Below are 24,149 nucleotides of genomic sequence, written 5' to 3'. Positions count from 1 at the left end.
GACGAAAGTCGGCATCCATCAATCATTTAACATCAAATGGATACTGGCTTTCGCCTCGGCCTAAAAATAGTGGCGACAATTCAGTTCCTTGGGTCTAATCTACGAGATTAAGCACTTCTAAATTGTCTACTTAATTGAATGGCCATCTCCAGAGACTGTTCGTAGTTCAATCTAGGATCAACTAAGCTGTGGTAGGCTGTTTTTAAATCATCAGCAGCCAGGCCACGAGCGCCACCAATACATTCAGTGACGTTATCTCCAGTCAATTCAAAATGCACACCGCCAAGGTAACTTCCCATGGCTCGGTGGATTTCCAATGCCTGCTTTAACTCTGAAAGTATATTGTCAAAATGACGTGTTTTAGTTCCATCTGCTGTTGTCTCCGTGTTCCCATGCATGGGGTCACAAGACCAAGTTACTGGTATTTTGGTTTTCCTTACTGCTTCAATCAAAGGAGGCAGCAAATGTTCTATATGTTTTGCCCCTAAACGTGTGAACAATACAATACGCCCTTCTTCATGTTGGGGATTTGCTACAGTTAACATTTCCTCTAGCCATTCGGGGGTTACTCCTGGGCCAATTTTTATGCCTATAGGATTTTGCACTCCCCTTAAAAATTCTAGATGCGCACTATCAATCTGTGCTGTACGCATACCAATCCAGGGCAGGTGAGTTGATAAATCATACCATTTGCCGTCTTTTACTTGGCGTGTTAAGGCCTGCTCATAATGCAGGTGTAATGCTTCATGAGAGGTATAAAAATCGACTTTGCTTAAATTACTTGAGCGTATCCCGTCTATAGCGCTTAAAAAATCTAAAGTATCCCCAATAGAATTAACAATAGTTTGATATTCTTTTTTTTGTTTGGAGTGTTCTACAAAGCGTAAATCCCAGCGTTGTGGATGATGTAAATCGGCAAATCCACCGTTTAATAAAGCACGAATAAAATTTAAGGTCATCGCGGAGCAGCTATAAGCCTGTAATAATAACTTGGGGTTAGGTTCTCGTGCCGATTGAGTAAACTCAGGAGAGTTCACTATATCCCCTCTATAACTTGGTAAAGTCACTCCGTCAACGGTTTCAAAATCAGACGAGCGAGGTTTAGCATATTGTCCGGCTATTCTTCCTATACGGATAATAGGCTTACGCAATCCATAGAGCAGCACGAGACTCATTTGTAAAATAATCTTTAATTTATTACTGATTACTTCAGGACGACAGTCATTAAATGATTCAGCACAATCTCCACCTTGTAGAATAAATGCTTCACCACGTCCAGCCCGGGCAATTTCATTTTTTAAATATTTTATTTCGCCACTGGTAACCAATGGAGGTAACAGGCTTAATTGTTCTACTACTTTGCTTAATTGTTCTTGATCAGTGTAAGTTGCTGCTTGCAAATACGAATACTGTTGCCAAGAATCCGGCGACCATTCTTGCATAATCTATCCAAATGTGTTTTTTGATACCTAAGTATGGAATAAATGAACATTTACTGCAAGCAGTGGTGAAATGGGCTGATGAAGACGGATTAAAAACCATCACAGCTATAATACATATGGAGCAGGGGGAATTAGAAGTGATGACTATCAGATATAATTTAATTTGTTTCGGCTTCAATTATTTTTGATTTTAATTCTAAAAAGGCTTGAAATTTTATGAGGGCATCCCCATTTATTACAGTCAAATTAGCTGGGAGTCATTTTGATGAGTAAACACAATAAAAAAGATTGGCATAAATTTAAAGAAGAAATGGAACAAAGCGAGGGAATGATTGAGAATGAAGAGGAGACTGGAGAGGGTTCTTCTGGAGAGTCAACACAAGAGGGTGTTGCTTTAGATCACCCCAGTTACATACACTTAGAAGAGCAACTTACTCTTGCTGAGCAAAAAGCACATGAAAACTGGGAAAAATCAGTTCGTGCTGTTGCTGAATTAGATAACGTGCGTCGCCGTATGGAGCGTGAAGTTGCTAATGCCCATAAATACGGCATGGAAAAATTGATCACTGCTTTATTGCCTGTAATAGACAGTTTGGAGCAGGCGTTGCAAATCGCAGAAAAAAGTGATGATGTGGCGATGCATGAAGGTTTAGATCTGACTATGAAGCTCTTTACCGACGTTTTGCAAAAATTTGATGTAGCTCGTATAGATCCTGTTGGTGAAGTATTTGATCCACAGCAACATGAAGCCATGTCTATCCAAGAGGTTCCAGGAACACCACCTAATACCGTCGTCACTGTATTCCAGAAAGGATATAAATTAAGTGATCGAGTAATTCGACCTGCCCGAGTTATTGTGTCGAAAAACAAACCAGCAGAGGGTTAACTAGTTACAAATATGGGTTGAATTATAAATTAAAGACCCCATATGACCATTATTGTAAGAGAAATTACTAATTTGGAGCAAAAAAACAATGGCTAAGATTATAGGAATAGATTTGGGTACTACCAACTCATGTGTTGCTGTAATGGAAGGTGATAAACCTAAAGTAATTGAAAATAGTGAGGGTATTCGAACTACTCCTTCTATTGTCGCCTTTACAGATGACAATGAGGTATTGGTTGGTGCTTCTGCAAAGCGTCAAGCAGTAACAAATCCTGAAAAAACGCTATTTGCTATTAAGCGATTAATAGGACGTCGTTTCGATGATGCTATAGTGCAAAAAGATATTAAGATGGTGCCTTACAAAATTGTTAAGGCCGATAATGGCGATGCTTGGGTTCGAGTGAAAGATCAAGATAAAGCGCCGCCACAAATCTCTGCTGAAGTATTGCGTAAAATGAAAAAAACAGCAGAAGATTACTTGGGTGAAGAAGTTAAAGAAGCAGTAATTACTGTGCCTGCTTATTTCAATGACTCCCAACGTCAAGCAACAAAAGATGCAGGGCGAATTGCAGGACTAGAAGTAAAGAGAATCATTAACGAACCTACTGCTGCTGCATTAGCTTATGGTATGGACAAGAAGCGTGGTGATTCTGTTATTGCTGTTTATGACCTTGGTGGTGGTACTTTCGATATTTCCATTATCGAAATCGCCGAAGTTGATGGGGAACACCAATTTGAAGTATTGGCTACTAACGGAGATACCTTTTTAGGAGGGGAAGACTTCGACTTAGCACTTATTGAGTATTTAGCTGCTGAGTTTAAAAAAGATACTGGTATTGACTTACACAATGATCCCTTAGCGTTACAACGTTTGAAAGAAGCAGCGGAAAAGGCCAAAATTGAATTGTCTTCATCACAACAAACGGATGTGAATCTGCCTTATATTACTGCTGATGCCTCAGGACCTAAACATTTAAATATCAAACTAACTCGTGCCAAATTAGAGTCTTTAGTTGAGAAATTGGTAGAGAGAACCGTTGAGCCATGTAAGATTGCATTGAAAGATGCTGGTTTGACCGTATCACAAATTAATGAGGTCATTTTGGTTGGTGGTCAGACACGTATGCCACTAGTTCAAAAAACAGTTGAAGAGTTTTTTGGTAAAGAACCACGCAAAGACGTTAACCCTGATGAAGCAGTTGCTGTTGGTGCGGCTATTCAAGCAGCAGTCTTGTCTGGTGAAGTAAAAGACATATTATTGCTTGACGTGACTCCACTTTCTCTTGGTATAGAAACCATGGGTGGTATCATGACTAAGCTGATAGAGAAGAATACTACTATTCCTACTAAGGCAAACCAAGTATTCTCTACTGCTGATGATAACCAAACTGCGGTTACTGTCCATGTATTACAAGGGGAAAGAGAACAAGCCTCTGCTAATAAGTCTTTAGGCCGATTCGACTTAGGTGATATTCCTCCTGCGCCTCGTGGTGTGCCTCAAATTGAAGTAACCTTCGACATTGATGCCAACGGTATCCTTAATGTATCTGCTAAAGATAAGGCAACAGGCAAAGCGCAATCTATAGTCATTAAAGCATCTAGTGGATTAAGTGATGAAGAAGTTGATGCTATGGTAAAAGATGCGAAGTCTCACGCGGAAGAAGATAAGAAATTTAAGGAAATGGCAGGACTGCGTAATCAGGCTGATGGGCTAATTCATAGCTGTGAAAAATCAATGAAAGATCTTGCTGCAGAATTGTCTGATGATGAGAAAAAAGGAATTGAAACTGCAATTTCTGAATTAAAAGAAGCAGTGCAAGGTAGTGATAAAGCGCATATCGAAGAAAAGCTAAAAGTCTTAACTGATGCTTCTGCAAAAATGGCTGAACGTATTTACGCTAAAAAATCAGCTGAAGGCCAAACCGCTCAAGCTGGTGAGCAAGCACATGCTCATGAGTCTGCCAAAACTGCTGACGATGGTGTTGTTGATGCCGAATTTGAAGAAGTTAAAGAAGAAGATAAAAAATAAGGGATGATTGATATTTTGGGACGGGACGATGTTTCATCGTCCCGTATGTATTTTGACAAGTGCTGATTAAGGGTTATAACTTAATTAAGTATTGATATTTTTAAAAATTGTGAGCAGTTATGGAACAGCGGGATTATTATGAACTCTTAGAAGTAAGTCGAAATGCTAGCGATGCTGAAATTAAAAAAGCATATCGCAAGTTGGCAATGAAATATCATCCAGATCGCAATCCCGGCGATTCTTCGGCCGAAGAAAAATTTAAAGAAATTCAAAAAGCTTACGCTATTTTATCCGACAAACAAAAACGAGCGGCTTATGACCAGTTTGGACACGCTGGTGTTGATCCTTCAACGGGAGGCGGTCACGGAGGTTTTGGTGGCTTTGGTGGTTTTGGCGATGTCTTTGAAGATATTTTCGAAAATATATTCTCTGGAGGACGTGGCGCAGGACGACAATCACGAGGTCAACGTGGGGCTGATTTACAATTTAATGTTTCACTTACTCTTGAAGAAGCTGCTGTAGGCAAAGAGGTTGAAATTACTGTTCCTCGTCATGGTAGTTGTGGTACCTGTAGCGGTACTGGCGCTAAAAAAGGAACGCAGCCTAAAACTTGTGAAACCTGTAACGGTATGGGACAGGTAAGAATTCAACAAGGTTTCTTCTCTATTCAACAGACATGTCCAAGTTGTCATGGAGAAGGAAAGGTTATTACTGATCCATGTCCAAGCTGTCATGGCCAGGGGCGCATTCGTGAAAGCAAAAAACTGACAGTTAAAATCCCTCCTGGCGTTGATAATGGAGATAGAGTCCGATTAAGTGGTGAAGGTGAAGCCGGAGCCTACGGTGGAGGCTCCGGAGATCTATATGTTCAAATTAATGTTAAAAAGCATGCTATATTTGAGCGGCAAGAGAATGACTTACACTGCGAAGTTCCTATCAGTTTTATAACCGCAGCATTAGGTGGATCGATAGAAGTTCCCACCCTTGAAGGTAGAGTCACTTTGAAAATTCCAGCCGAAACACAAACAGGCAAGGTCTTTCGTTTAAGAAGTAAAGGAATGAAATCAGTACGCGGATATGCACAAGGTGATTTATTGTGTAAAGTGGTTGTGGAAACTCCAGTGAACTTATCACGGGAACAAAAAGAACTGTTAACTAAATTACAAGAGTCCTTGGAAGATGCCAAAACAAATCATTCTCCTCGCTCCACTTCTTGGTTTGCCGGAGTGAAAAAGTTCTTTGAGGACATGAAATTTTGAGCTAAGTGAGTTACAATTGGAACATTTTATAATGATGTACACGGAATGTACATTATCATTTTGTACTCTGCATAGTATGGATAGCTATACATTGAACAATATTGAGACTTTTCATGATTAATAAACCAGCTATTTTGGTGTTGGCTGATGGCACTATCTATGAAGGAATATCGGTAGGTGCTGCTGGGGATTGCGTCGGTGAATTGGTTTTTAATACCTCAATGACTGGCTATCAGGAAATGTTAACTGATCCCTCTTATGCCAAACAAATTATTACCTTAACTGCGGCTCATGTTGGGAATACTGGGTGCAATGGTGAGGATATGGAGTCTAATAAGGTTTGGGCTGCAGGTCTAGTAATGCGTGATTGTGCTATTTTGCATAGTAATTACCGGGCTGAACAATCGCTTCCCGACTGGCTTAAAAAAAATGGTATCGTTGCTATTTCTGGGATAGATACCCGGGCTTTGACATTAAGGCTACGTGAGCATGGGGCTATTGGCGCTTGTATTAGTACTAATACAACAGAGCCTGAAATAGCTCTTGATAAGGCGAGATCTTTTGCTGGTTTGCAGGGCATGGATTTAGCTTCAGAAGTATCACGACAAACTATAGAGCGCTGGCATGAGGGCCAAGGAGTCTGGGGAAGTCATTCCAAACCGCATCAATTTCACGTTGTCGCTTATGATTTTGGCGTGAAACATAATATTTTACGTATACTACACGATAAAGGATGCCATTTAACATTGGTACCAGCTAATACTCCAGCAGCTGATGTTTTAGCAATGAATCCTAATGGAGTATTTTTATCTAATGGTCCCGGTGATCCAGAAGCTTGTGACTACGCAATAAAGGCAACTCAAGAGTTTTTAGCCCATAATGTTCCTGTCTTTGGTATTTGTTTGGGATTTCAAATTTTGGCTTTAGCTTGTGGTGGAGCAACTAAAAAAATGAAATTTGGTCACCATGGAGCTAACCATCCGGTAGTAGAGGTTCATGGAGATAAACGAGTTTTTATAACGAGTCAAAATCATGGCTTTACTGTAGATGAGGAAAGTCTGCCAGAGAGTTTAGAAGTGACCCATCGTTCTTTATTTGATAATAGCCTGCAGGGTATAAGGCATAAGAGCAAGCCTGCATTTGGTTTTCAAGGACACCCCGAAGCGAGCCCAGGCCCGCACGATATAGAAATTATATTTAACGAATTTATAGCATCAATGAAATAAAACCTAGTTAGGATACTTCGTACTTCAAAAATAGAGGATATGTTAATGAAAGAGTGCCACGTCTTTACCTCAGAATCTGTTTCCGAGGGGCATCCAGATAAGATAGCCGATCAAATTTCTGACGCTATTTTAGATGCAATCATCGCTCAGGATAAGAATGCTCGGGTTGCATGTGAGGTTTTTGTCAAAACAGGAATGGTATTAGTCGGAGGTGAAATTACGACTAAAGCCTGGGTAGATGTTGAAGAAATTACGCGTCATGTTATTAGAGACATAGGTTATAACAGTTCGCAAATGGGTTTTGATTGGGAGTCATGCGCTGTGCTTTCAGCAATTGGTAAACAATCTCCCGATATCGCGCAAGGTGTTGATAATCAGCAAACAAGAATTTTGGGAGCAGGGGATCAAGGGCTAATGTTTGGTTATGCTAGCCGTGAAACAGATGTGTTTATGCCAGCACCAATAGCGTATGCTCATCGTTTAATGGAAAAACAAGCCAGCATGCGCAAATCAGGACAACTACCTTGGTTACGACCTGATGCCAAATGTCAGCTCACTTTAAAGTATGAGAATGGTCGGCCAGTAGAGGTTGATACCGTAGTGTTTTCTACGCAGCATGCGCCTGAGGTGGCTTATAATGATCTAACTGAGGCAGTGCGTGAAGAAATTATTAAGACAATATTGCCTGCTGATTGGTTGACTGCAAGAACACGTTATTTTATTAACCCAACAGGGCGTTTTGTTATTGGTGGCCCATTGGGAGATTGTGGTCTAACCGGTCGTAAGATCATAGTGGATACCTATGGCGGTATGGCCAGACATGGTGGCGGTTGCTTTTCTGGCAAAGATCCGTCAAAAGTTGACCGATCTGCTGCTTATGCTGCACGTTATGTTGCTAAAAATATAGTGGCTGCAGGATTGGCCGATAAGTGTGAAATACAAATATCCTATGCTATCGGTGTTGCAGAGCCTACATCAATTTTTGTTGAAACTTTCGGTACTGGACGTTTAAAAGACAGTGAAATAATCGATTTGATTCACACTCATTTTGATTTAACTCCGCAGGGAATTATTGATTCACACGATTTACTGCGTCCAATTTATAAAGAAACAGCAACCTATGGACATTATGGAAGAGATCAATTCCCATGGGAGCGTTTAGATAAAGTAGCTGCACTCAGTAAAGCACTCTAAGTAATGCGGATTCAAACTAAAAATTCTCATTAATATTTTTAGACTGAGAATCTGCGTCAAAAGACTCAAGTGTCCTATAAATAATGAAACCATTTTTATAGGACACTCATATTAAATAAGGACATTCAAATGAGCTTAGTTGATGATTCAACAGCACACGTTAGAGTTTCTCACGACTATAAAGTAGCCGATATGTCTCTAGCATCATGGGGACGTAAAGAAATTGCTATAGCAGAAACGGAAATGCCAGGCTTAATGGCTTTACGTGCCGAGTACGGCGCTAAGAAGCCATTAAAAGGAGCCCGTATCGCTGGCTGCCTTCATATGACGATTCAAACGGCAGTATTAATAGAAACTTTAATTGTTCTCGGTGCTGAAGTTCGTTGGTCTTCTTGTAATATATTTTCCACCCAAGATCATGCTGCCGCGGCAATTGCCGCAGAAACTATTCCTGTTTTTGCTTGGAAAGGGGAAACTGAAGACGAGTATTGGTGGTGTGTTGAGCAAACCCTCAGTGGTCCTAATGGCTGGTATCCTAATTTATTGTTAGACGATGGTGGCGATTTAACACAAATCGTTCATCAAAAATATCCTCAGTTGTTAGCAGAGATTAAGGGCGTGTCTGAAGAAACAACAACGGGTGTTGCACGACTTTATGAAATGGCTAAGCAAGACCAATTAAAGATCCCTGCAATTAATGTGAATGATGCAGTCACAAAGTCAAAGTTCGATAATCTTTATGGCTGTCGTGAGTCCTTATTGGATGGCTTGAAGAGAGCAACCGATGTCATGATTGCTGGTAAAGTTGCTCTTATTATGGGCTATGGCGATGTAGGTAAGGGATGTGCCCAAGCATTACGTGGTCAAGGTGCCACCGTTTTAATTGCAGAAATCGATCCTATTTGCGCATTGCAAGCTGCGATGGAGGGTTATAGGGTTGTGACTTTAGATGATGTGGCAGAGCAAGTCGATATCGTGGTGACTGCTACTGGTAACTATCATGTAGTTACTCTGAACCACATGAAGCGTATGCGCCACCAGGCCATATTATGCAATATTGGGCATTTTGATTCTGAGATCGATATTCACAGTTTACGACAATATCAATGGGAAAATATCAAGCCACAAGTGGATCATGTCGTATTTCCTGATGGTAAGCGTCTTATTGTTTTAGCTGAAGGCCGTTTAGTCAATCTAGGTTGTGCTACAGGACATCCTAGTTTTGTAATGTCTGCATCTTTTACCAACCAAATATTAGCGCAAATTGAATTATTTCAAAATTCGAGTCACTATGAACGTCAAGTATACGTGCTTCCTAAATTATTAGATGAGAAAGTAGCAAGATTACACCTGAATCGTATTGGTGCCAAATTAACGACGTTAACTGATGAGCAGGCCAAATATCTTGGGGTTGATAAGCACGGCCCTTATAAGCCTGATCATTATCGTTATTGAGGTAAAAAGTTAAGTTCTTACGTTGGCTATAATTGTATTTCCTCTCTATATGGTAGGGTGGGCTATAGGGAGAAATATCTTTCTAAGGCCCTCTCCCTAACCCTCTCCCGCGATTAAATATTTGCTTCTAATCAAAATCCCTTTCGCGGGCGAGGGGACTTCTCGTGCGATTGAAGCCAGTATCTACACCGACCATTTATATTTTCCTTATAATGCCGGGCAAATGGTTGTTCGATTACTATTTGTTTGACAATAAAATCTAAATTAGACTAAAATCGCCAGATATTGTTAACTGTCAGGCATCCATGAAAAAAGCAATTAAATTATTCCTTCCTACGGCTGAGGCAATCCAACGGTTATTGCATCCTTATGCGGAAGTAGTAGTTCACGATATTCAATTAAATCAAATTGTTGCTATTTTTCATCCTTTTTCCAAAAGAAGGGTTGGTGATTCCTCGTTACTTACAAAGGAAGAACAGCTGTCTTCGTTAGAAGATTGTGTGGGGCCGTATGAAAAAATTAATTGGGACGGTAGAAAATTAAAATCAGTGAGTAGCGTCATTAGAGATGAAAATAATAAAGCCGTAGGTATGCTGTGTGTTAATCTTGATATATCGCAGTTGGAAAAATTTAATAATTTAATCACCACATTCGTTAGTAGCGTACAGTTTTCACCACAGCCAGAACCTTTATTTCAGGATGATTGGCAGGAACGGATCAATAAATACGTGCATACCTATCTAATAGAACATCATCTCACTCTGGAGTCGTTAAACCGCTCAGAAAAGAAAGAGTTAATTGAGCATCTGAATAAAGTAGGTGCATTCTCTGCAAAAAACGCGGCCTTATACATTGCCCAAATTATCGGGGTATCAAGAGCAACTATTTATAATTATTTAGCATTGAAAGAAGATAGGTGATTCATGTTTGATATTAAAAATGAAGTGTTAACAGCTGATAGCCGAATTAGACAACATATTAAAGAGACTCCTCTTGATTACTCAATTGCCTTGAGTCGCGAAACCCAAGTTAATGTATTTTTAAAATGTGAAAACTTACAACATACAGGTGCTTTTAAAGCGCGTGGCGCCATCAATAAATTATTAAGTTTAACTGCATCTCAACGTGAACAAGGTATAGTTACGGCCTCCTCTGGTAACCATGGTGCCGCGGTTGCTTTCGGATTGAATAAATTAAATCTGAAAGGGATCATTTTTGTTCCTGAAAATGCCTCATCAACTAAGATCGACAATATACGTAATTACACTGATAACCTAAAATTTTACGGTACTGATTGCATGCAAACAGAGCTGCATGCATTGGAATATGCAAAACAGCACCATATGATTTATATATCTCCGTATAATGATCGGCAAGTTATAGCAGGACAAGGAACCATTGGTTTAGAGCTTGCAAATCAACTGGATACTATTGATGCCGTTTTCGTTACGATCGGCGGTGGTGGATTAATTGCCGGTATTGCAGGATACTTAAAATCGGTGAATCCCAACATCAAAGTAATCGGGTGTTTGCCGGAAAATTCACCTGTCATGTCAGAATCAATTAAAGCGGGTAGAATTATTGATATGGAAACATTACCTACTTTATCAGATGCAACAGCAGGAGGAATAGAACCAGGGGCTATCACCTTCGATCTGTGTCGTCAATATGTTGATGAATTCGTCTTGGTTTCTGAAGAAGAAATTAAAAACGCCATTATTAGTATGATAAAAGCACAACATCTTTTAGTTGAAGGAGCTTCTGGTGTTGCTCTAGCAGCGCTTATAAAAAATGCTAAAAAATTTCAAGGCAAAAATGTAGTGAGCGTTTTAAGTGGCGCCAATATTAGCCTTGAAGTGCTTCAATCAATTTTGGCATCCTAATATGAAAATAATTTACCTAAAAATATCACTCTTTAACCGTTATTAGATAAGCCTTTGATGGCAATGGGATGCAGAAAACTAAAAAATAAAGCTATTGAACGCTATGATCTAACCGTATTATCATTTCTAAGAGCTTGCTAATTAATTCGCTAAAAATGAATACTCACCATCATTTCCTATGCTCCGCTGCTTATGTGCCTCTATGTACACGGCGTTGTAACGGCCCTTGTTCTATTTCTAGCGAATTAATTAGCAAGTTCTTAGACTTCTTTAACAATTTTATTGCAACTAAGGTATTTCTTAATGTGATACTTCTTTGCTGTGAGATGTAAAAGAGCCCTATTTAAGACTTTAATAAGGAGATTGAAGTATGAATTTTAGGAAAGGAGTAATGGCTATAAGCCTTTTGTCGTTATCGCATGGAGTCTTTGCCTTAGATAATGAAACAATAAGAGTGATTATAAAATACAAACAACAGATTATGACTGAGTCTTTGTTGAAGTCACAAATAGCCAAAGCAACCCAATTACCAGTGAACGAATTGAAGCCCATGGCTAATGGAGCTTATTCTTTAATTCTAGATGCTTCACACGCTTCTTGGGATCTTAACAAAGAACAAGATGCGACTGTTTCAGTATTAAACCAACTGCGTAAAAATCCCAATGTATTGTATGCGGTAAAAGATAGAGTAGGTCATTTTAGACCTGTGCCCGATCCTGTAGTAAGTCAAAGTTTAAGTCAATTATTATCTCATAATAGTCAATGGGATGAGTTTTCTGCGCCTGCAGGAATCATGTTGGAATCAAAAGCCGGATTACGAGATGGAGCTTGGGCTTATACAACAGGGGCTGCAAAAAAGCCAATAGTGGTTGCTGTCTTGGATACGGGTATTGTACAAAATGATAGCTTGGATAATAACTTGCTAAAAGATAAGGATGGTAAGACTTGGGGATGGAATTTTGCAGGAAATGACAACAACTTAACTGATGAAACTAACTCCTACCATGGCACTCATGTGGCAGGAACTATTGCCGCTTATGGAACGGTAATGAGTGGAGTTGGTGAGGATTTAAAAATACTTCCAGTAAAAATTCCTGATAGAAGTGGAATGTTCTATGAGAGTGCTGTGATCAATGGTATTTATTGGTCAGTGGGGGCAATTATACCTGGGGTTCCGCAAAACAGATATCCAGCTAAAGTATTGAATATGAGCTTTGGAGTCGATTTAGAGCCAGGTAAAGAAATAGATTACTGTGATGCGGCGTTGCAAGAGGCGGTGTTTTATGTACGCCAAAAAGGTGCTGTTCTTGCTGTTGCTGCTGGTAATGATAATGTGTGGGAACATTATAACGCTCCCGCAGTGTGTAATGGCACCATCAAAGTAGCCGCTACTGGTCCAGAGGGATTGAGATCCTATTTTTCTAACTATGGTCCCGGTGTTACCTTAGCTGCTCCAGGTGGAGACAAGCGTTATGGAACTGTCGGTGGTATTTTATCTACAGTGAATGCTGGTGGTGGATATCATGGTTCGGGCTTTGATTTTTATCAAGGAACTAGTATGGCTTCACCTCATGTTGCCGGTGTTGCTGGATTAGTATTTGCGATGAATAATTCATTAACTGCAGAACAAGTCGAACAACTTCTTTATATGACCACTCATGATTTTGGCCAAAGTAAGGATGCTAATAAGTCTTGTGTAGGAAAAAAACCTTGTGGGCATGGGATTTTAGATGCTGAAAATGCGGTAAAAGCAGCTCTAAATAGCTATGACGTTTTATTTTCTGCTCCTGCAGTGGATGCTTTGAGCACGAAAGACTGTGGGAAGGCTATGTTACAACCAGGAATAGATAAAATAAGTTCGGGAAAGTCAGTCTGGATACAAAAGCAGTTCGGTTGCCAATCTGCAGAAAACTATCAACATCCTCATATCAAACAATCTAAAGATGGGCACATTTATGCTGATTATGGTTCAGTGAGTTATCAGCTCGATCAAACAGCATATAGAGAATGCCATGTGGTCGGTTATGATGGGGTAGGGTGTTATAAGTGATGTACGATCTCAGCCCCACTCGGGAAACGGCCATATTTGGCCCAATGGTGCTACCTTAATAAAAGGAAGAAAAAATCGTAGCCCGTATTAGTGCAGCATAATACGGGAATACCCTAGCTCAGTGCACTGAAATCCCGGATTACGCTGCGCTCATCCAGGCTACAAAAACTTAAGGTAGCGCCATTGGCCATATTTGGCCCATCTGGCGAGAATCTGACCGTTTGTGCCACATTCAACTTGGGGAACCTGTGAGTTATTACTAGCCTGGGGGGCAGTGAAGAAGCCCCCCAAGCTACAAAAAATAATAGATTTGTCTAATTGGTCTATTTCAACCAATCATTCAAAATACCAACTATTTTCTTTGCTTGATCTTCACTAGAAATATTGAATTTAGACTTTTGCCAATATTGGTTGTTTCTTTTTTGATAGCGTCTGATGGAGTATTTAACAGGGCCATAGTCATTTTTAGCATTATCCCAGTCTTGATATTTAAACATTATGGTAGTCCAGGCTCCTTTGGATAATATTTGTTTATCAAGTTCTTTAGTTGTCTCAACACCATTTTCGCTAAATGCAATGGTAATATCGTCTATGGTTTCACTCATCTGGTTCACTTCCTTAAATTTACAGAACTCTTGTAAAAACGCTATTGCTTTCATTGGAGTTCATGGTTCTAATCTGGAGTTTTGTATCAATGCAGTGCATTGCACGGAATAACGCTTACAAGGCGATCCAAAAACATCATAGATCGCCGTACAAATGTTAATTATTGATTGATGGATTTTAGTTTGCCATCAACAAAAGTCAAGGAAACTGTTGGCTGATATTGGCCAGGTTGATAAATCCATATTTGTGGTTTTTGTGCAGTCGGGACTATCTGATTAATGAACGTATTATTCACTACAGAAGGACTTCCACACGCGCCGTAGACTTTACCTACTGGATCTCCTATTTGAATATTCGTACCGCGGCATAGAGAAAATGCATTAGAATCAGAGCCATTTATCTTAACTGATTTAACTCGTTGATTTATAATATCAACCTGTAATTGAGCACCACCACTACCCGTAGGAACGTTCCATACGCCATAAAAAGCGGTACCAGTGCCTTGATTATTAAAAATTAATTGTTGCATTGGGATTTTTTGTAACACCGGTTGATTGGAATCTTGTTGGCTTAGTGGTTGACCGCAAGCAGCAATAACCTGATCAGGACTCATGCCTACATTGATGTACGCATGATTCTGGGGGCAATAATAGGATTCATCAGCCATCACGCTGAATGGCAAACTAAACAATACTAAACTAAAGATAGCTTTGCTTTTCATATGTCCATCCAGTCTATTCCGCATATTACAATTATAGTCAAATAAATTCGCTATATCTATTTATCACCACTTTACTGCCTTGGTGAAAAGCTAATCTTGGCTTGTGAGCGAATTCTGTTTCATGGCTATAATTGGTCTTTATAAGATTTTCCAAGGCAAGGAAGCGCTAATAAATAAGGTGATAACTTTTAATATAATCATGATGATAATCGGTGAAAAATCAAAACCAGAAATGTCAGGGATGATTCTTCTGCCAAGGATTAATAATGGTTCAGTTAAAACGCGTAAATAGTCTGAGATAGGGTGCTGCCAATGGGGGTTAACATAGCTCATAATGACGCGGATTAAGATGGCAAAGAATAATATGTTACAGGGTTGAATGATTAAATCAGCAAGCAGGTAAATAAGAAGAAAAGGAATGGGCATTATAGCGTGGAATGCTAATAGGCTAAGACAGATTATTTTGATTATTTCAATAAAAACCAAGGTTGCAAATGCTATCCAATCATATTTTTGTCCTGCTTTATATTTTTGCTTGGAGACTAAAAGCACTGGCTTAACCAACGGGTCAGTGACTGTATGTATGAGCTGGCCAAAAGGGGTAAGGGGACTGATGCGCAAATAACGTAAAGAAATTCTAATCCATAAACTAAAAATGAGAAGACTAAATAATACAGATACTAAAAAAAAACCTACTGCAGTAAAACCAGACATGATTTCCCCTAATGATATAACAGGTCTCTAATGATGATAGAAAGCTAATTTTATTGTATTGTTCCTAACTCGTGGGCACGTTGTTTCGCAGCATTCATTGATGCCAAAAGCAGAGCATGCAAATGAGCATCTAGGATACTTAATGCCGCTGCTGTGGTCCCTCCTGGTGATGTTACCTTTGTTTTTAGCTCGATTAAACCTAAATCGTCATTTTGCGCTAATTTTAATGCACCATGAACTGTTTGCAGCGCGAAGGTTTTGGCGATAGATTCATTTAAACCTAAGGCAACTGCAGATTGAATCATTGCGTCTATGAACGAAAAAACATAGGCTGGCCCACTTCCTGAAAGGGCTGTAAATGTATCCATTTCTTCCTCATTATTGGCCCAGGTGGTGATGCCAATTTTGGAAAAAATAATCTCAGCCTGCCTTTTTTGTTCAGCACTTGTATATTCATTGGCTATCATTGGTACTGCCGCCAAACCTACTGATGCTGGGGTGTTAGGCATAGTACGGATTACCGGTTGCTTGGCCTTACAGTGCTTGGCAAACCAAGACAAACTTAGACCTGCTGCAACAGAGATAAGAAGACAATGATCAGGAATAAACGGCGTAATCTCTTGCAGAACCTCATTCATTTTAGCTGGCTTGACGGCTAGAACGATAATTTCTGCATTGCTTGCCACCTCTCTATTATCATGATGGGTACGAACATTATCTTTATTAATACCTACAGTCAAAGAGGGGGCGGCGGCTGATAATGAATAAGCGCTTTCTTGATTTAATCCTCGGGCAATGGCCTTGGCCATGTTGCCATATCCTATAAAACTAATATTCATTCTTAATTACCTCGCGCTCACCAAAAATTGCCCGACCGACACGTACAATGGTGGAGCCTGCCTTGATTGCGGGCGTCAAATCATCACTCATTCCCATAGATAAGGTATCCATCTTTAATCCTGTTTCCTGGTTAATGGATTCCATTAATTGTTTGAGTTGTATTAACAAATTATATTGTTTGGCTTGGCCTTTTTGTGGTGGGGGAATAGTCATAAGACCTCTTAGCTTAAGGTTAGGTAATTGACTCACTGCTAAAGCCAATTCCTTTGCTTGTTCCGGTAAAATTCCTGACTTTGTTTCCTCTGCCACTAAATTAACTTGCAAACAGACGTTCAATGGAGGTAAACGAGGAGGTCTGTATTCATTGAGTAATCTGGCAATGATTAAACGATTAACACTATGTACCCAATGGAAATGAGTAGCTATTCCTTTAGTTTTATTGCTTTGAATAGGGCCTATAAAATGCCAACTCATAGGTAAATCTTTTAATGCATTTATTTTTAATAATGCTTCTTGGTAATAATTTTCCCCAAAATCTGTTACTCCTAGGTTAAAAGCTTGGGTAATACTTTCAACACTTTGTTTTTTACTGACTGCTAATAATAAAATACTATCAGTTGAACGGTTACTGACCATTGCTGCTTGCGCAATCAACTGTTTTACATGACTTAAATTTTGGTCAATATTCATGTTGCTTCCACAATTAATACTTAAAAAACGATATGATAATACAGGGGGCGATGAAACGTGAGATTTTTTTCTGGGCATTTCACCTTAGAGCTCTACGGAAACTCTACTGCGGAGGTGAGTTGCTTCGTCTCTCCCCCTCAACGAGTTCTCGAAGAGGTCTATTAAACCTGCAATTATATGCGATGATACAGCAAAGTTTGCTGTGTATCATTTCCTAAGCTAATCTACTAGAATAATTTAAAGATTTTATCTTTGCATTGTATGAATGAATTGATGGGATTTTTGTGAAATGAGTCATGGCATCTTAGTTTGCACGTTAGCAATATGCTCTGATTGACTTCGAGTATTTTAGGGACAAAGGGATATGGACATAGCCGAGTTATTAGCATTTTCCGTCAAGAACAAATCCTCAGATTTACATATATCAGCTGGTTTACCTCCCATGATCCGTGTGGACGGGGATTTGCGAAAAATCAATTTGCCTGATTTAGATCATAAAACCGTGATAAAAATCATTTATGACATTATGAATGATAGACAAAGAAAGGAGTTCGAAGAGTTTTTGGAAACGGATTTTTCCTTTGAAATTACTAACTTAGCTCGTTTTAGGGTGAATGCCTTTAATCAATCTAGGGGGGCGGCTGCTGTCTTTCGAACCATTCCTTCTGCTATTTTAAGTATGGATGATTTACATTTACCGCCTATCTTCAAGGAAATGGCCAGTTTTTCTAGAGGCTTGGTATTAGTGACAGGGCCGACTGGTTCGGGGAAAAGTACCACTCTTGCCGCAATGATTGATTTTATTAACTCTTCTCGTTATGAGCACATTTTGACTGTTGAGGATCCGATAGAGTTTGTTCATCAGAGCAAAAAATGCCTGGTTAACCAACGTGAAGTCCATAAAGATACTCTTAGTTTCAATGCCGCGCTACGTTCGGCTTTACGTGAAGATCCGGATATCATTTTAGTGGGGGAATTACGCGATCTGGAAACAATTCGTCTAGCTATGACTGCTGCAGAAACTGGACACTTGGTTTTTGGCACCTTACATACTAACTCCGCGACCAAAACCATAAACAGAATTATTGATGTTTTTCCTGCAGAAGAAAAAGCAATGGTTCGCTCTATGTTATCTGAGTCATTACAAGCAGTCATTGCTCAAAGCTTATTAAAGAAAAATGGTGGGGGTAGGGTTGCTGCTTTGGAAATTATGATTTGTACAGGGGCTATTCGTAATTTGATAAGAGAAGACAAGGTAGCGCAAATGTATTCCTCTATTCAAACGGGGCAATCTAAGGGAATGCAGACCTTAGATCAACACCTAACGGAATTAGTCGGCAAAGAAATTATCTCCACTCATGTTGCCCGTGAGGCCGCAATTAATAAGACCTTATTTTAGTGATAAAGATAGATGGTCGGTTGGGCTAAACGACATGTCCTTCTTAGGCCCTCTCCCTAACCCCCTCCCTCGATTAAAGATTTGCCTCTAATCAAAATCCCTTTCGCGGGCGAGGGAACTTTTTGTATTATTTCACCCCTATCCCTCTTCTTTGAGGGATAGGGGATAACAAGCGGAATAACCCCATTCCCCCTGAGGTATCCCCCAAATATTAATTAAAGATCGAATTACCGTGGCTTGGCCACGATATCTACAAGAGGGGTAATTGTTAGTTTAAGCCCAAGAAATACACTCGATTAAATTTCTTTTTTAACCACTCCATTGAAGAAATAGAGGTGATTTAATAATGCAGCGTGTGGATACCGTGGTCAAGCCACGGTAGTTCGAGAGAACTTATAATTTTGTGTGAATACCTCAACCCTCACCCGCAGGGGAGGGAGAGGGACTTAGAAGGAATGATTATTAGTTCTTAATCAGGCCACCTCTTAAAATAATGAGATTAAAAATTTAGACAGTTGTTAATGTATTTTGTATCCCGTAACGAGCCGGCAGGCTTTTTAAAACGACGAGGAATGAGACAAAAGCACAAAACACTACATAATAAGCTACCATCATATTGTTATTATAATATTGAATAAAAAAAGTATTAATTGCTGGAGAAAATCCACCTACCAACGCCATGCACACGTTATATCCCATAGAAATTCCTGTATAACGTCCTTTTCCCGGGAACATCTCAACAATAACTGCTGGGGTTACAGCCTGTTCAGCACTATAAAAAATAATTAATGGTAAGAATATCCACCAAGCTTGAATGGTTTGTAATAGCCAAAAACTGGGTATTGCAAAAACCAGATAACCTATTGTGGAAAAAAGCAAAATAGGTTTTCTGCCAACTTTATCAGAAAGATAAGCAAAGATGGGGAGGAAAAATAAGGATAAAATAATGAATAAGGTTTGCATTTGAAAGGCCTGATTAAGAGGCAATCGTAAGAACTCATGCAAATAGGTAGAGATATAACCCATTAGCGTATAGCTGCCGCAGGCACTAATAAATAAAAGCAAAATGACGCGTAGTATATACCCACGTTGATGCCGCAAGACGTATTGGAGTGGAAAATAAACCTCTTTAATGTTTTTTTGTAACTTTAGGAACGTCTCGGACTCTGTCAGGTCACGCCGTAACCACAAGCCAATAAGACCGAGTACACCACCAGAGATAAATAATAGACGCCAGCCAAATAAGCTAATACTCTGATTGTCCAGTAATCCGCTCATCATAGTACAGGCAACAACCGCAATAAGTACCCCTATATTACTGCCGTTATTCGTCATACTACTAATTAGCGCTCTATGTTTCCCGTGCGCTGATTCTGAGAGGTAAATCATAGAACCTGCAAATTCACCACCGATACAAAACCCCTGTAACAAGCGACAAACAATAAGTAAGATAGGGGCTGCTATGCCAATTTGATTATACGTGGGTAGCATTCCAGTCAGTAGTGACGAAACAGACATTAAAAAAATAGTTATTTTAAGCGTTTTAGCTCGTCCCCAACTATCTCCTAAATGGCCTAAAACAATAGAACCTAAAGGACGAATGATAAATCCTGCGGCAAAAACTAAAAGAGTAGATAGCAAACTGATAATTCCATTTTTATTAGGAAAAAACAGCGAACTAATAATAGGGGAGAGATAAGCAAATAGACTAAATTCATACCATTCAAGAATATTGCCTATAATACAGGCAACAATATTACGATGTGGTCGCATTATTTAAATTCCATTGCTTGTCAGTTTGGCGCAATTATAGCAAAACTAAAGAAGATTACTGTAAATTAGTGTTAAATCTTAGGGTATTAGAACAGAATGCTAGAAAATTATTGTCATCCAGAGCTGGATGACATGTTTCACTTAATCATAGCCTGGTTGGTTGCAACGGTCTCTTGATCAGATCTCAGCCAAGTTTTTAGCCAGTATCTACAACGACTAAAAAATAGAACTGTAATTTAGCTTTAAATCGCTTGGACACAGACGTAGTCTTAACCCAGGATAAACAGCTCAGCTCCCCCTGTTATACTACCGGTTCAAAGACTACGATGCGGGAATAGTTAAGAGAATTTTATATCAAGATCAGATGTTGGGAGCTGGTGCTCATGTTTTTGTGTAAAAGAAAGCAAACCATAACGGTGGTAGTTATCTTGATATAGTTTAGATTCAGCTTTAGTGACGTTATCTCTTTGGATTTGATTGTAGTGTGGACTGATTAACGTTACTTCTTTAGCAGTCACTATACCCTCTGCTAACAACGGTTTGATGATATTATCTAGATCGGTTTTGCTAACACAGACTCCTATTCTTTCTACATTCATTATGCTTGGATACATAAGAACTCGATCAATGAGGGAGGGCTCATTTGCTACCGTTTTAAGAAACTTAAGCCCTTTATGTATCTCATTTGCATAACTATAATCATAATTTACGGGGATTTCAAATTGAAATACTTTTAAACCATCCAGCCACTTCCATTGGCTAATATTACTGTCACAAATTAACTGCAATACCATTTGTTCATTTTCTGTAAATTGGTATTCGGCCATTTTTACCTCAATCAATAAAATATAAAAGAGGCATTATAACAGAGAAGTATTAAGAGATTATTAAATTGGGTTTTTTGCTCTAACTGGATTGTTTTTGTCGAATTGTCCAAGTTCTTTAACATATAAATACACATTGGATAATAAGAGTAGGCTGGGTCGTTTCGACCGAGCCTACAATTAATTGTCCAGCGAGCAACGGGTTACATTAATAAACTAAGTGTTTTTTTGTAATTCAATTAATTGGGGAATGCCTATTTCTGCAAGACCGAGCATGCTGTTGAGTTGTTCACGATTAAAGCTCTTATCTTCAGCAGTGCCTTGGACTTCAATGAAGTGTCCTTCTTCGTTCATCACGACGTTCATATCTGTTTCAGCAAGTACATCTTCGGCGTAATCCAAATCAAGAACAGCTTGCCCTCTATAGATTCCTACAGAAACAGCAGCTATATAGTGAAATGTGGGCATTCTGCGGATTTTTTCTCGTTCGACCATCCAGTTAATAGCATCTTTCATTGCGACACACGCACCGGTTATTGCTGCTGTTCTTGTACCCCCGTCTGCTTGAATAACGTCACAATCTAAAGTGATGGTATTTTCTCCCAGGGTTTTCAAATCAACGCAAGCTCTTAAGGAGCGACCGATAAGGCGTTGAATTTCCAGGGTTCTGCCGCCTTGTTTGCCTTTACTTGCTTCTCTCTCACTACGGCTATGAGTAGCTCTTGGTAGCATCCCGTATTCTGCTGTAACCCACCCTTGATTTTTTCCTTTAATGAAACGAGGAACGCCGTCTACAATGGAGGCATTGCACAGTACTTTAGTTTGGCCAAACTCAACTAAAACAGAGCCTTCTGCGTAATTGGTATAATTTCGAGTTATTTTAATAGGGCGGAGTTGGTTGGGTTCACGATTACTTGGGCGCATTGCATAATCCTCGGTAAAATAGGGAAGTATAACGCGTTAACGTTGGAGTTGCACCTTATTCGGTGATTGGACTTATGACTGTTAAGTGAAGCAGGCGGCATTTTTATTCGAAACTGACATCGAATTAAGAAACTGGTGTCCTCTAGAGCAGCTTGCGACGAAGGATTTCCTGATTGTGACACAATGCGCTTTGTGGAGGAGCCTTTTCTGCGCTTGGGATTGATTTAAAAATGATTATTTAAAGAACAAATCTCTGTCCAACCGTTTGCAATTGGGGTATATTCGCACTAAGTTACTATCGGTTGGTGTTTTTATGATTCATAGCATGACAGCTTTTGCACGCTCTCAGAAACAGATTGAAGCAGGTCATCTTTGCTGGGAAATTAGATCCGTTAATCATCGTTATTTGGATGTATCATTTCGTTTACCAGAAGCGTTTCGTTTCATGGAAACCTCTCTTAGAGCAACATTACGAGATAAAATAAATCGTGGTAAGCTGGAGTGTCAACTTAAATACCAAGATACAAGTTCCAATAATCAGTCTATGCTTATAAATATGGGTATGGTAAATGCGTTGATAGATCTAAGTGATCAATTAGCTACATCTCATCATTTAGCTAATGATTTGACTGTAAGTCAAGTGCTTGCGTGGCCAGGCATAGTGCAGACAAGTCAACTGGATATAGATGAATTAAGTAAACAAACTTTGCAGTTGTTTTTAGATGCTGTAGAGCAATTAAGCGAGGCCAGAGCAAAGGAAGGTAATGCTTTAAAAGCGCATGTGATCGATCGAGTGCAGGCTTTGAATCGTGAAGTGGAGCGTTCAAGGGCCATAGTGGCTGCATCGGCAAATCAAATCAAAGAAAAATTACTTAATCGCCTTCATACGGTACAAATTGAAGTGGCCGAGTCTCGTGTTGAACAAGAGATTGCCCTTATTTTATCTCGGTATGATGTGAGTGAAGAACTGGATAGGTTACAAACACATATTGCAGAAGTCAATCGTACTTTAGAGTATGATAAAATAGCCGGTAGAAGGTTGGATTTTTTAATGCAAGAATTGAATAGAGAGGCTAATACGCTAAGTTCAAAGTCTGACTCAGTGGAATTAACACAAAGTGCTGTTGAAATGAAAGTGCTCATTGAACAAATGCGTGAACAAATACAAAATATTGAGTGATCTATATGGTTGGTGATTATACTGGAAATCTATATATTGTTGCTGCACCCTCTGGGGGGGGCAAGACGAGTTTAGTGAGATATCTTATAGAAACGCTTGACTCTATTGAAGTTTCTGTGTCTCACACTACCCGGGCAATGAGGCCAGGGGAGAGAAATGGAGTCGATTATTTTTTTGTCAGTGAAGAAGAGTTCATCCGCATGGTCGATGACAATGCTTTTATTGAACATGCTCGAGTATTTAACCATCTATATGGTACGTCTACAGCTCAAATCGCTGGAAGACTGGCGCAGGGTATTGATGTAGTATTAGATATAGATTGGCAAGGGGCTGAGCAAATTAGGCGTATCTTCTCTGATGCTATAAGTATCTTTATTATTCCTCCATCATTAGAGGAGTTGAAATCAAGGCTGATGAACAGACGTCAGGATAAAGATGAAGTCATTAGTGAACGGATGAAAAAAGCTCAAGATGAACTGAGTCATTATCCCGAGTTTGATTATTTAATTGTAAATGATAATTTTGAGCATGCGGCAGCGGAGTTAGAGGCCATAGTGATTGCAAATCGTCTGCGTATGGATAGACAGGTAAAGAAACAAGTAAAATTGCTTTCTTTCCTGCTGTCATAGCGGTAAAATATAGGGTTTGAGTGAGAAACAGATAAAATAAAGTCTGTTGATAATGACTGGAGAAATTTATGGCACGAGTTACTGTTGAAGATTGTTTAGAGCATGTCGCAAATCGATTTGAATTGGTCATGGTCGCAACTAAAAGAGCAAGACAAATAGCTGTGCGAGGCGATCAGCCTATGGTTGAGTGGGAAAATGATAAGCCCACTGTAGTTGCTTTACGAGAAATTGCAGAAGGTTTTATTACCCCGGACATTTTAGATAAAGAAGATTAATATCAGTTATTCACTTTGCATTTGGAGGCTGAACCCTCTATAAATATACCACTTGTGAACCAAGTTATGGTATTTAAGCAAAGCATAGCGTCTAAGGGCGAAGCGTAAAACCATAATTTGACAACGAGAGGTATTAAAAGCCATGTTGGA

Annotated in this window: 22 protein-coding genes; 13 read left to right on the top strand and 9 right to left on the bottom strand. The window is 39.4% G+C overall.

Annotation, left to right across the window (positions count from 1 at the left end; all coding sequences use genetic code 11):
* Nucleotides 1-107 precede the first annotated feature (107 nt).
* Nucleotides 108-1,442: a class II 3-deoxy-7-phosphoheptulonate synthase gene (locus LFA_RS10055; protein ID WP_045096077.1), complete on the bottom strand. Its 1,335-nt coding sequence runs from the start codon at nt 1,440-1,442 to the stop codon at nt 108-110.
* 265 nt (nt 1,443-1,707) lie between these two features.
* On the opposite strand from LFA_RS10055, the gene grpE reads away from it, so the two are divergent.
* From grpE to LFA_RS10010, 9 genes are all read left to right on the top strand, one after another.
* Nucleotides 1,708-2,328 (top strand): nucleotide exchange factor GrpE, encoded by a 621-nt coding sequence (gene grpE, locus LFA_RS10050; RefSeq protein ID WP_045096076.1) that lies wholly within the window; start codon nt 1,708-1,710, stop codon nt 2,326-2,328.
* A gap of 88 nt (nt 2,329-2,416) precedes the next feature.
* Nucleotides 2,417-4,357: a molecular chaperone DnaK gene (gene dnaK, locus LFA_RS10045; RefSeq protein ID WP_045096075.1), complete on the top strand. Its 1,941-nt coding sequence runs from the start codon at nt 2,417-2,419 to the stop codon at nt 4,355-4,357.
* A gap of 119 nt (nt 4,358-4,476) precedes the next feature.
* Nucleotides 4,477-5,616: a molecular chaperone DnaJ gene (gene dnaJ / locus LFA_RS10040; RefSeq protein ID WP_045096074.1), complete on the top strand. Its 1,140-nt coding sequence runs from the start codon at nt 4,477-4,479 to the stop codon at nt 5,614-5,616.
* A gap of 113 nt (nt 5,617-5,729) precedes the next feature.
* The gene (gene carA, locus LFA_RS10035; RefSeq protein WP_045096073.1) at nt 5,730-6,842 is read left to right on the top strand and encodes a glutamine-hydrolyzing carbamoyl-phosphate synthase small subunit; all 1,113 of its coding nucleotides are present in this window, start codon (nt 5,730-5,732) and stop codon (nt 6,840-6,842) included.
* A gap of 45 nt (nt 6,843-6,887) precedes the next feature.
* Entirely contained in the window at nt 6,888-8,036 is a 1,149-nt protein-coding gene (gene metK, locus LFA_RS10030) for a methionine adenosyltransferase (RefSeq protein ID WP_045096072.1), read from the top strand.
* A 129-nt stretch (nt 8,037-8,165) separates the two neighbouring features.
* Nucleotides 8,166-9,491 (top strand): adenosylhomocysteinase, encoded by a 1,326-nt coding sequence (gene ahcY, locus LFA_RS10025; RefSeq protein ID WP_045096071.1) that lies wholly within the window; start codon nt 8,166-8,168, stop codon nt 9,489-9,491.
* Between the two features lie 305 nt (nt 9,492-9,796).
* Nucleotides 9,797-10,411: a helix-turn-helix transcriptional regulator gene (locus LFA_RS10020; RefSeq protein WP_045096070.1), complete on the top strand. Its 615-nt coding sequence runs from the start codon at nt 9,797-9,799 to the stop codon at nt 10,409-10,411.
* A gap of 3 nt (nt 10,412-10,414) precedes the next feature.
* Entirely contained in the window at nt 10,415-11,374 is a 960-nt protein-coding gene (locus LFA_RS10015; protein WP_045096069.1) for a threonine/serine dehydratase, read from the top strand.
* Nucleotides 11,375-11,744: 370 nt separating this feature from the next.
* Nucleotides 11,745-13,424 carry a S8 family serine peptidase gene (locus LFA_RS10010; protein ID WP_045096068.1) on the top strand — a complete coding sequence of 560 codons (1,680 nt, stop codon included), beginning with the start codon at nt 11,745-11,747 and terminating at the stop codon, nt 13,422-13,424.
* Between the two features lie 323 nt (nt 13,425-13,747).
* Here the strand turns inward: LFA_RS10010 and LFA_RS10005 are convergent, their stop codons facing one another.
* From LFA_RS10005 to LFA_RS09985, 5 genes are all read right to left on the bottom strand, one after another.
* Nucleotides 13,748-14,029, bottom strand: coding sequence for a hypothetical protein (locus tag LFA_RS10005; protein WP_045096067.1), 282 nt, complete (start codon nt 14,027-14,029; stop codon nt 13,748-13,750).
* A 161-nt stretch (nt 14,030-14,190) separates the two neighbouring features.
* A complete protein-coding gene (locus LFA_RS10000) occupies nt 14,191-14,751 on the bottom strand; it encodes a DUF2845 domain-containing protein (protein WP_045096066.1) in 561 nt (186 codons plus the stop codon).
* Nucleotides 14,752-14,889: 138 nt separating this feature from the next.
* Nucleotides 14,890-15,465, bottom strand: a complete 576-nt coding sequence (locus LFA_RS09995; RefSeq protein ID WP_045096065.1) for a YggT family protein — start codon at nt 15,463-15,465, stop codon at nt 14,890-14,892.
* Nucleotides 15,466-15,515: 50 nt separating this feature from the next.
* The gene (gene proC, locus LFA_RS09990) at nt 15,516-16,304 is read right to left on the bottom strand and encodes a pyrroline-5-carboxylate reductase (RefSeq protein ID WP_045096064.1); all 789 of its coding nucleotides are present in this window, start codon (nt 16,302-16,304) and stop codon (nt 15,516-15,518) included.
* Entirely contained in the window at nt 16,294-16,995 is a 702-nt protein-coding gene (locus LFA_RS09985; protein ID WP_045096063.1) for a YggS family pyridoxal phosphate-dependent enzyme, read from the bottom strand. Before LFA_RS09985 ends, proC begins: the two co-directional genes overlap by 11 nt.
* Nucleotides 16,996-17,359: 364 nt before the next feature.
* Between LFA_RS09985 and LFA_RS09980 the strand changes: the two genes are divergently transcribed.
* Nucleotides 17,360-18,394 (top strand): type IV pilus twitching motility protein PilT, encoded by a 1,035-nt coding sequence (locus tag LFA_RS09980; protein ID WP_045096062.1) that lies wholly within the window; start codon nt 17,360-17,362, stop codon nt 18,392-18,394.
* Between the two features lie 507 nt (nt 18,395-18,901).
* On the opposite strand, the gene LFA_RS09975 is transcribed toward LFA_RS09980, so the two are convergent.
* The 3 genes from LFA_RS09975 to rph all read right to left on the bottom strand — a co-directional run bounded on the left by LFA_RS09975 (nt 18,902) and on the right by rph (nt 21,915).
* Nucleotides 18,902-20,167 (bottom strand): MFS transporter, encoded by a 1,266-nt coding sequence (locus LFA_RS09975; RefSeq protein WP_045096061.1) that lies wholly within the window; start codon nt 20,165-20,167, stop codon nt 18,902-18,904.
* 338 nt (nt 20,168-20,505) lie between these two features.
* On the bottom strand, nt 20,506-20,994 hold the full coding sequence (locus LFA_RS09970) for a hypothetical protein (RefSeq protein WP_045096060.1): 489 nt from the start codon (nt 20,992-20,994) through the stop codon (nt 20,506-20,508).
* A gap of 213 nt (nt 20,995-21,207) precedes the next feature.
* The gene (gene rph, locus LFA_RS09965; RefSeq protein ID WP_045096059.1) at nt 21,208-21,915 is read right to left on the bottom strand and encodes a ribonuclease PH; all 708 of its coding nucleotides are present in this window, start codon (nt 21,913-21,915) and stop codon (nt 21,208-21,210) included.
* A gap of 313 nt (nt 21,916-22,228) precedes the next feature.
* Between rph and LFA_RS09960 the strand changes: the two genes are divergently transcribed.
* The 3 genes from LFA_RS09960 (at nt 22,229) to rpoZ (ending at nt 23,999) form a co-directional block, all read left to right on the top strand.
* Complete coding sequence (locus LFA_RS09960; RefSeq protein ID WP_045096058.1) at nt 22,229-23,095, top strand: YicC/YloC family endoribonuclease; 867 nt, start codon at nt 22,229-22,231, stop codon at nt 23,093-23,095.
* Between the two features lie 5 nt (nt 23,096-23,100).
* Nucleotides 23,101-23,724 (top strand): guanylate kinase, encoded by a 624-nt coding sequence (gmk, locus tag LFA_RS09955; RefSeq protein ID WP_045096057.1) that lies wholly within the window; start codon nt 23,101-23,103, stop codon nt 23,722-23,724.
* A gap of 68 nt (nt 23,725-23,792) precedes the next feature.
* Entirely contained in the window at nt 23,793-23,999 is a 207-nt protein-coding gene (gene rpoZ, locus LFA_RS09950) for a DNA-directed RNA polymerase subunit omega (protein ID WP_045096056.1), read from the top strand.
* The last annotated feature ends 150 nt before the right edge of the window (nt 24,000-24,149 follow it).

This window comes from Legionella fallonii LLAP-10, assembly GCF_000953135.1.
Lineage (GTDB): Bacteria > Pseudomonadota > Gammaproteobacteria > Legionellales > Legionellaceae > Legionella > Legionella fallonii.
The sequence above is the reverse complement of the archived record's forward strand: the minus strand, read 5'-3'. Positions and strand labels throughout refer to the sequence as shown.

Coding starts and splice junctions, on each gene's coding strand:
- LFA_RS10055 (WP_045096077.1), bottom strand. CDS start 1,442: ATGCAAGAATGGTCGCCGGATTCTTGGCAACAGTATTCGTATTTGCAA.
- grpE (WP_045096076.1), top strand. CDS start 1,708: ATGAGTAAACACAATAAAAAAGATTGGCATAAATTTAAAGAAGAAATG.
- dnaK (WP_045096075.1), top strand. CDS start 2,417: ATGGCTAAGATTATAGGAATAGATTTGGGTACTACCAACTCATGTGTT.
- dnaJ (WP_045096074.1), top strand. CDS start 4,477: ATGGAACAGCGGGATTATTATGAACTCTTAGAAGTAAGTCGAAATGCT.
- carA (WP_045096073.1), top strand. CDS start 5,730: ATGATTAATAAACCAGCTATTTTGGTGTTGGCTGATGGCACTATCTAT.
- metK (WP_045096072.1), top strand. CDS start 6,888: ATGAAAGAGTGCCACGTCTTTACCTCAGAATCTGTTTCCGAGGGGCAT.
- ahcY (WP_045096071.1), top strand. CDS start 8,166: ATGAGCTTAGTTGATGATTCAACAGCACACGTTAGAGTTTCTCACGAC.
- LFA_RS10020 (WP_045096070.1), top strand. CDS start 9,797: ATGAAAAAAGCAATTAAATTATTCCTTCCTACGGCTGAGGCAATCCAA.
- LFA_RS10015 (WP_045096069.1), top strand. CDS start 10,415: ATGTTTGATATTAAAAATGAAGTGTTAACAGCTGATAGCCGAATTAGA.
- LFA_RS10010 (WP_045096068.1), top strand. CDS start 11,745: ATGAATTTTAGGAAAGGAGTAATGGCTATAAGCCTTTTGTCGTTATCG.
- LFA_RS10005 (WP_045096067.1), bottom strand. CDS start 14,029: ATGAGTGAAACCATAGACGATATTACCATTGCATTTAGCGAAAATGGT.
- LFA_RS10000 (WP_045096066.1), bottom strand. CDS start 14,751: ATGAAAAGCAAAGCTATCTTTAGTTTAGTATTGTTTAGTTTGCCATTC.
- LFA_RS09995 (WP_045096065.1), bottom strand. CDS start 15,465: ATGTCTGGTTTTACTGCAGTAGGTTTTTTTTTAGTATCTGTATTATTT.
- proC (WP_045096064.1), bottom strand. CDS start 16,304: ATGAATATTAGTTTTATAGGATATGGCAACATGGCCAAGGCCATTGCC.
- LFA_RS09985 (WP_045096063.1), bottom strand. CDS start 16,995: ATGAATATTGACCAAAATTTAAGTCATGTAAAACAGTTGATTGCGCAA.
- LFA_RS09980 (WP_045096062.1), top strand. CDS start 17,360: ATGGACATAGCCGAGTTATTAGCATTTTCCGTCAAGAACAAATCCTCA.
- LFA_RS09975 (WP_045096061.1), bottom strand. CDS start 20,167: ATGCGACCACATCGTAATATTGTTGCCTGTATTATAGGCAATATTCTT.
- LFA_RS09970 (WP_045096060.1), bottom strand. CDS start 20,994: ATGGCCGAATACCAATTTACAGAAAATGAACAAATGGTATTGCAGTTA.
- rph (WP_045096059.1), bottom strand. CDS start 21,915: ATGCGCCCAAGTAATCGTGAACCCAACCAACTCCGCCCTATTAAAATA.
- LFA_RS09960 (WP_045096058.1), top strand. CDS start 22,229: ATGATTCATAGCATGACAGCTTTTGCACGCTCTCAGAAACAGATTGAA.
- gmk (WP_045096057.1), top strand. CDS start 23,101: ATGGTTGGTGATTATACTGGAAATCTATATATTGTTGCTGCACCCTCT.
- rpoZ (WP_045096056.1), top strand. CDS start 23,793: ATGGCACGAGTTACTGTTGAAGATTGTTTAGAGCATGTCGCAAATCGA.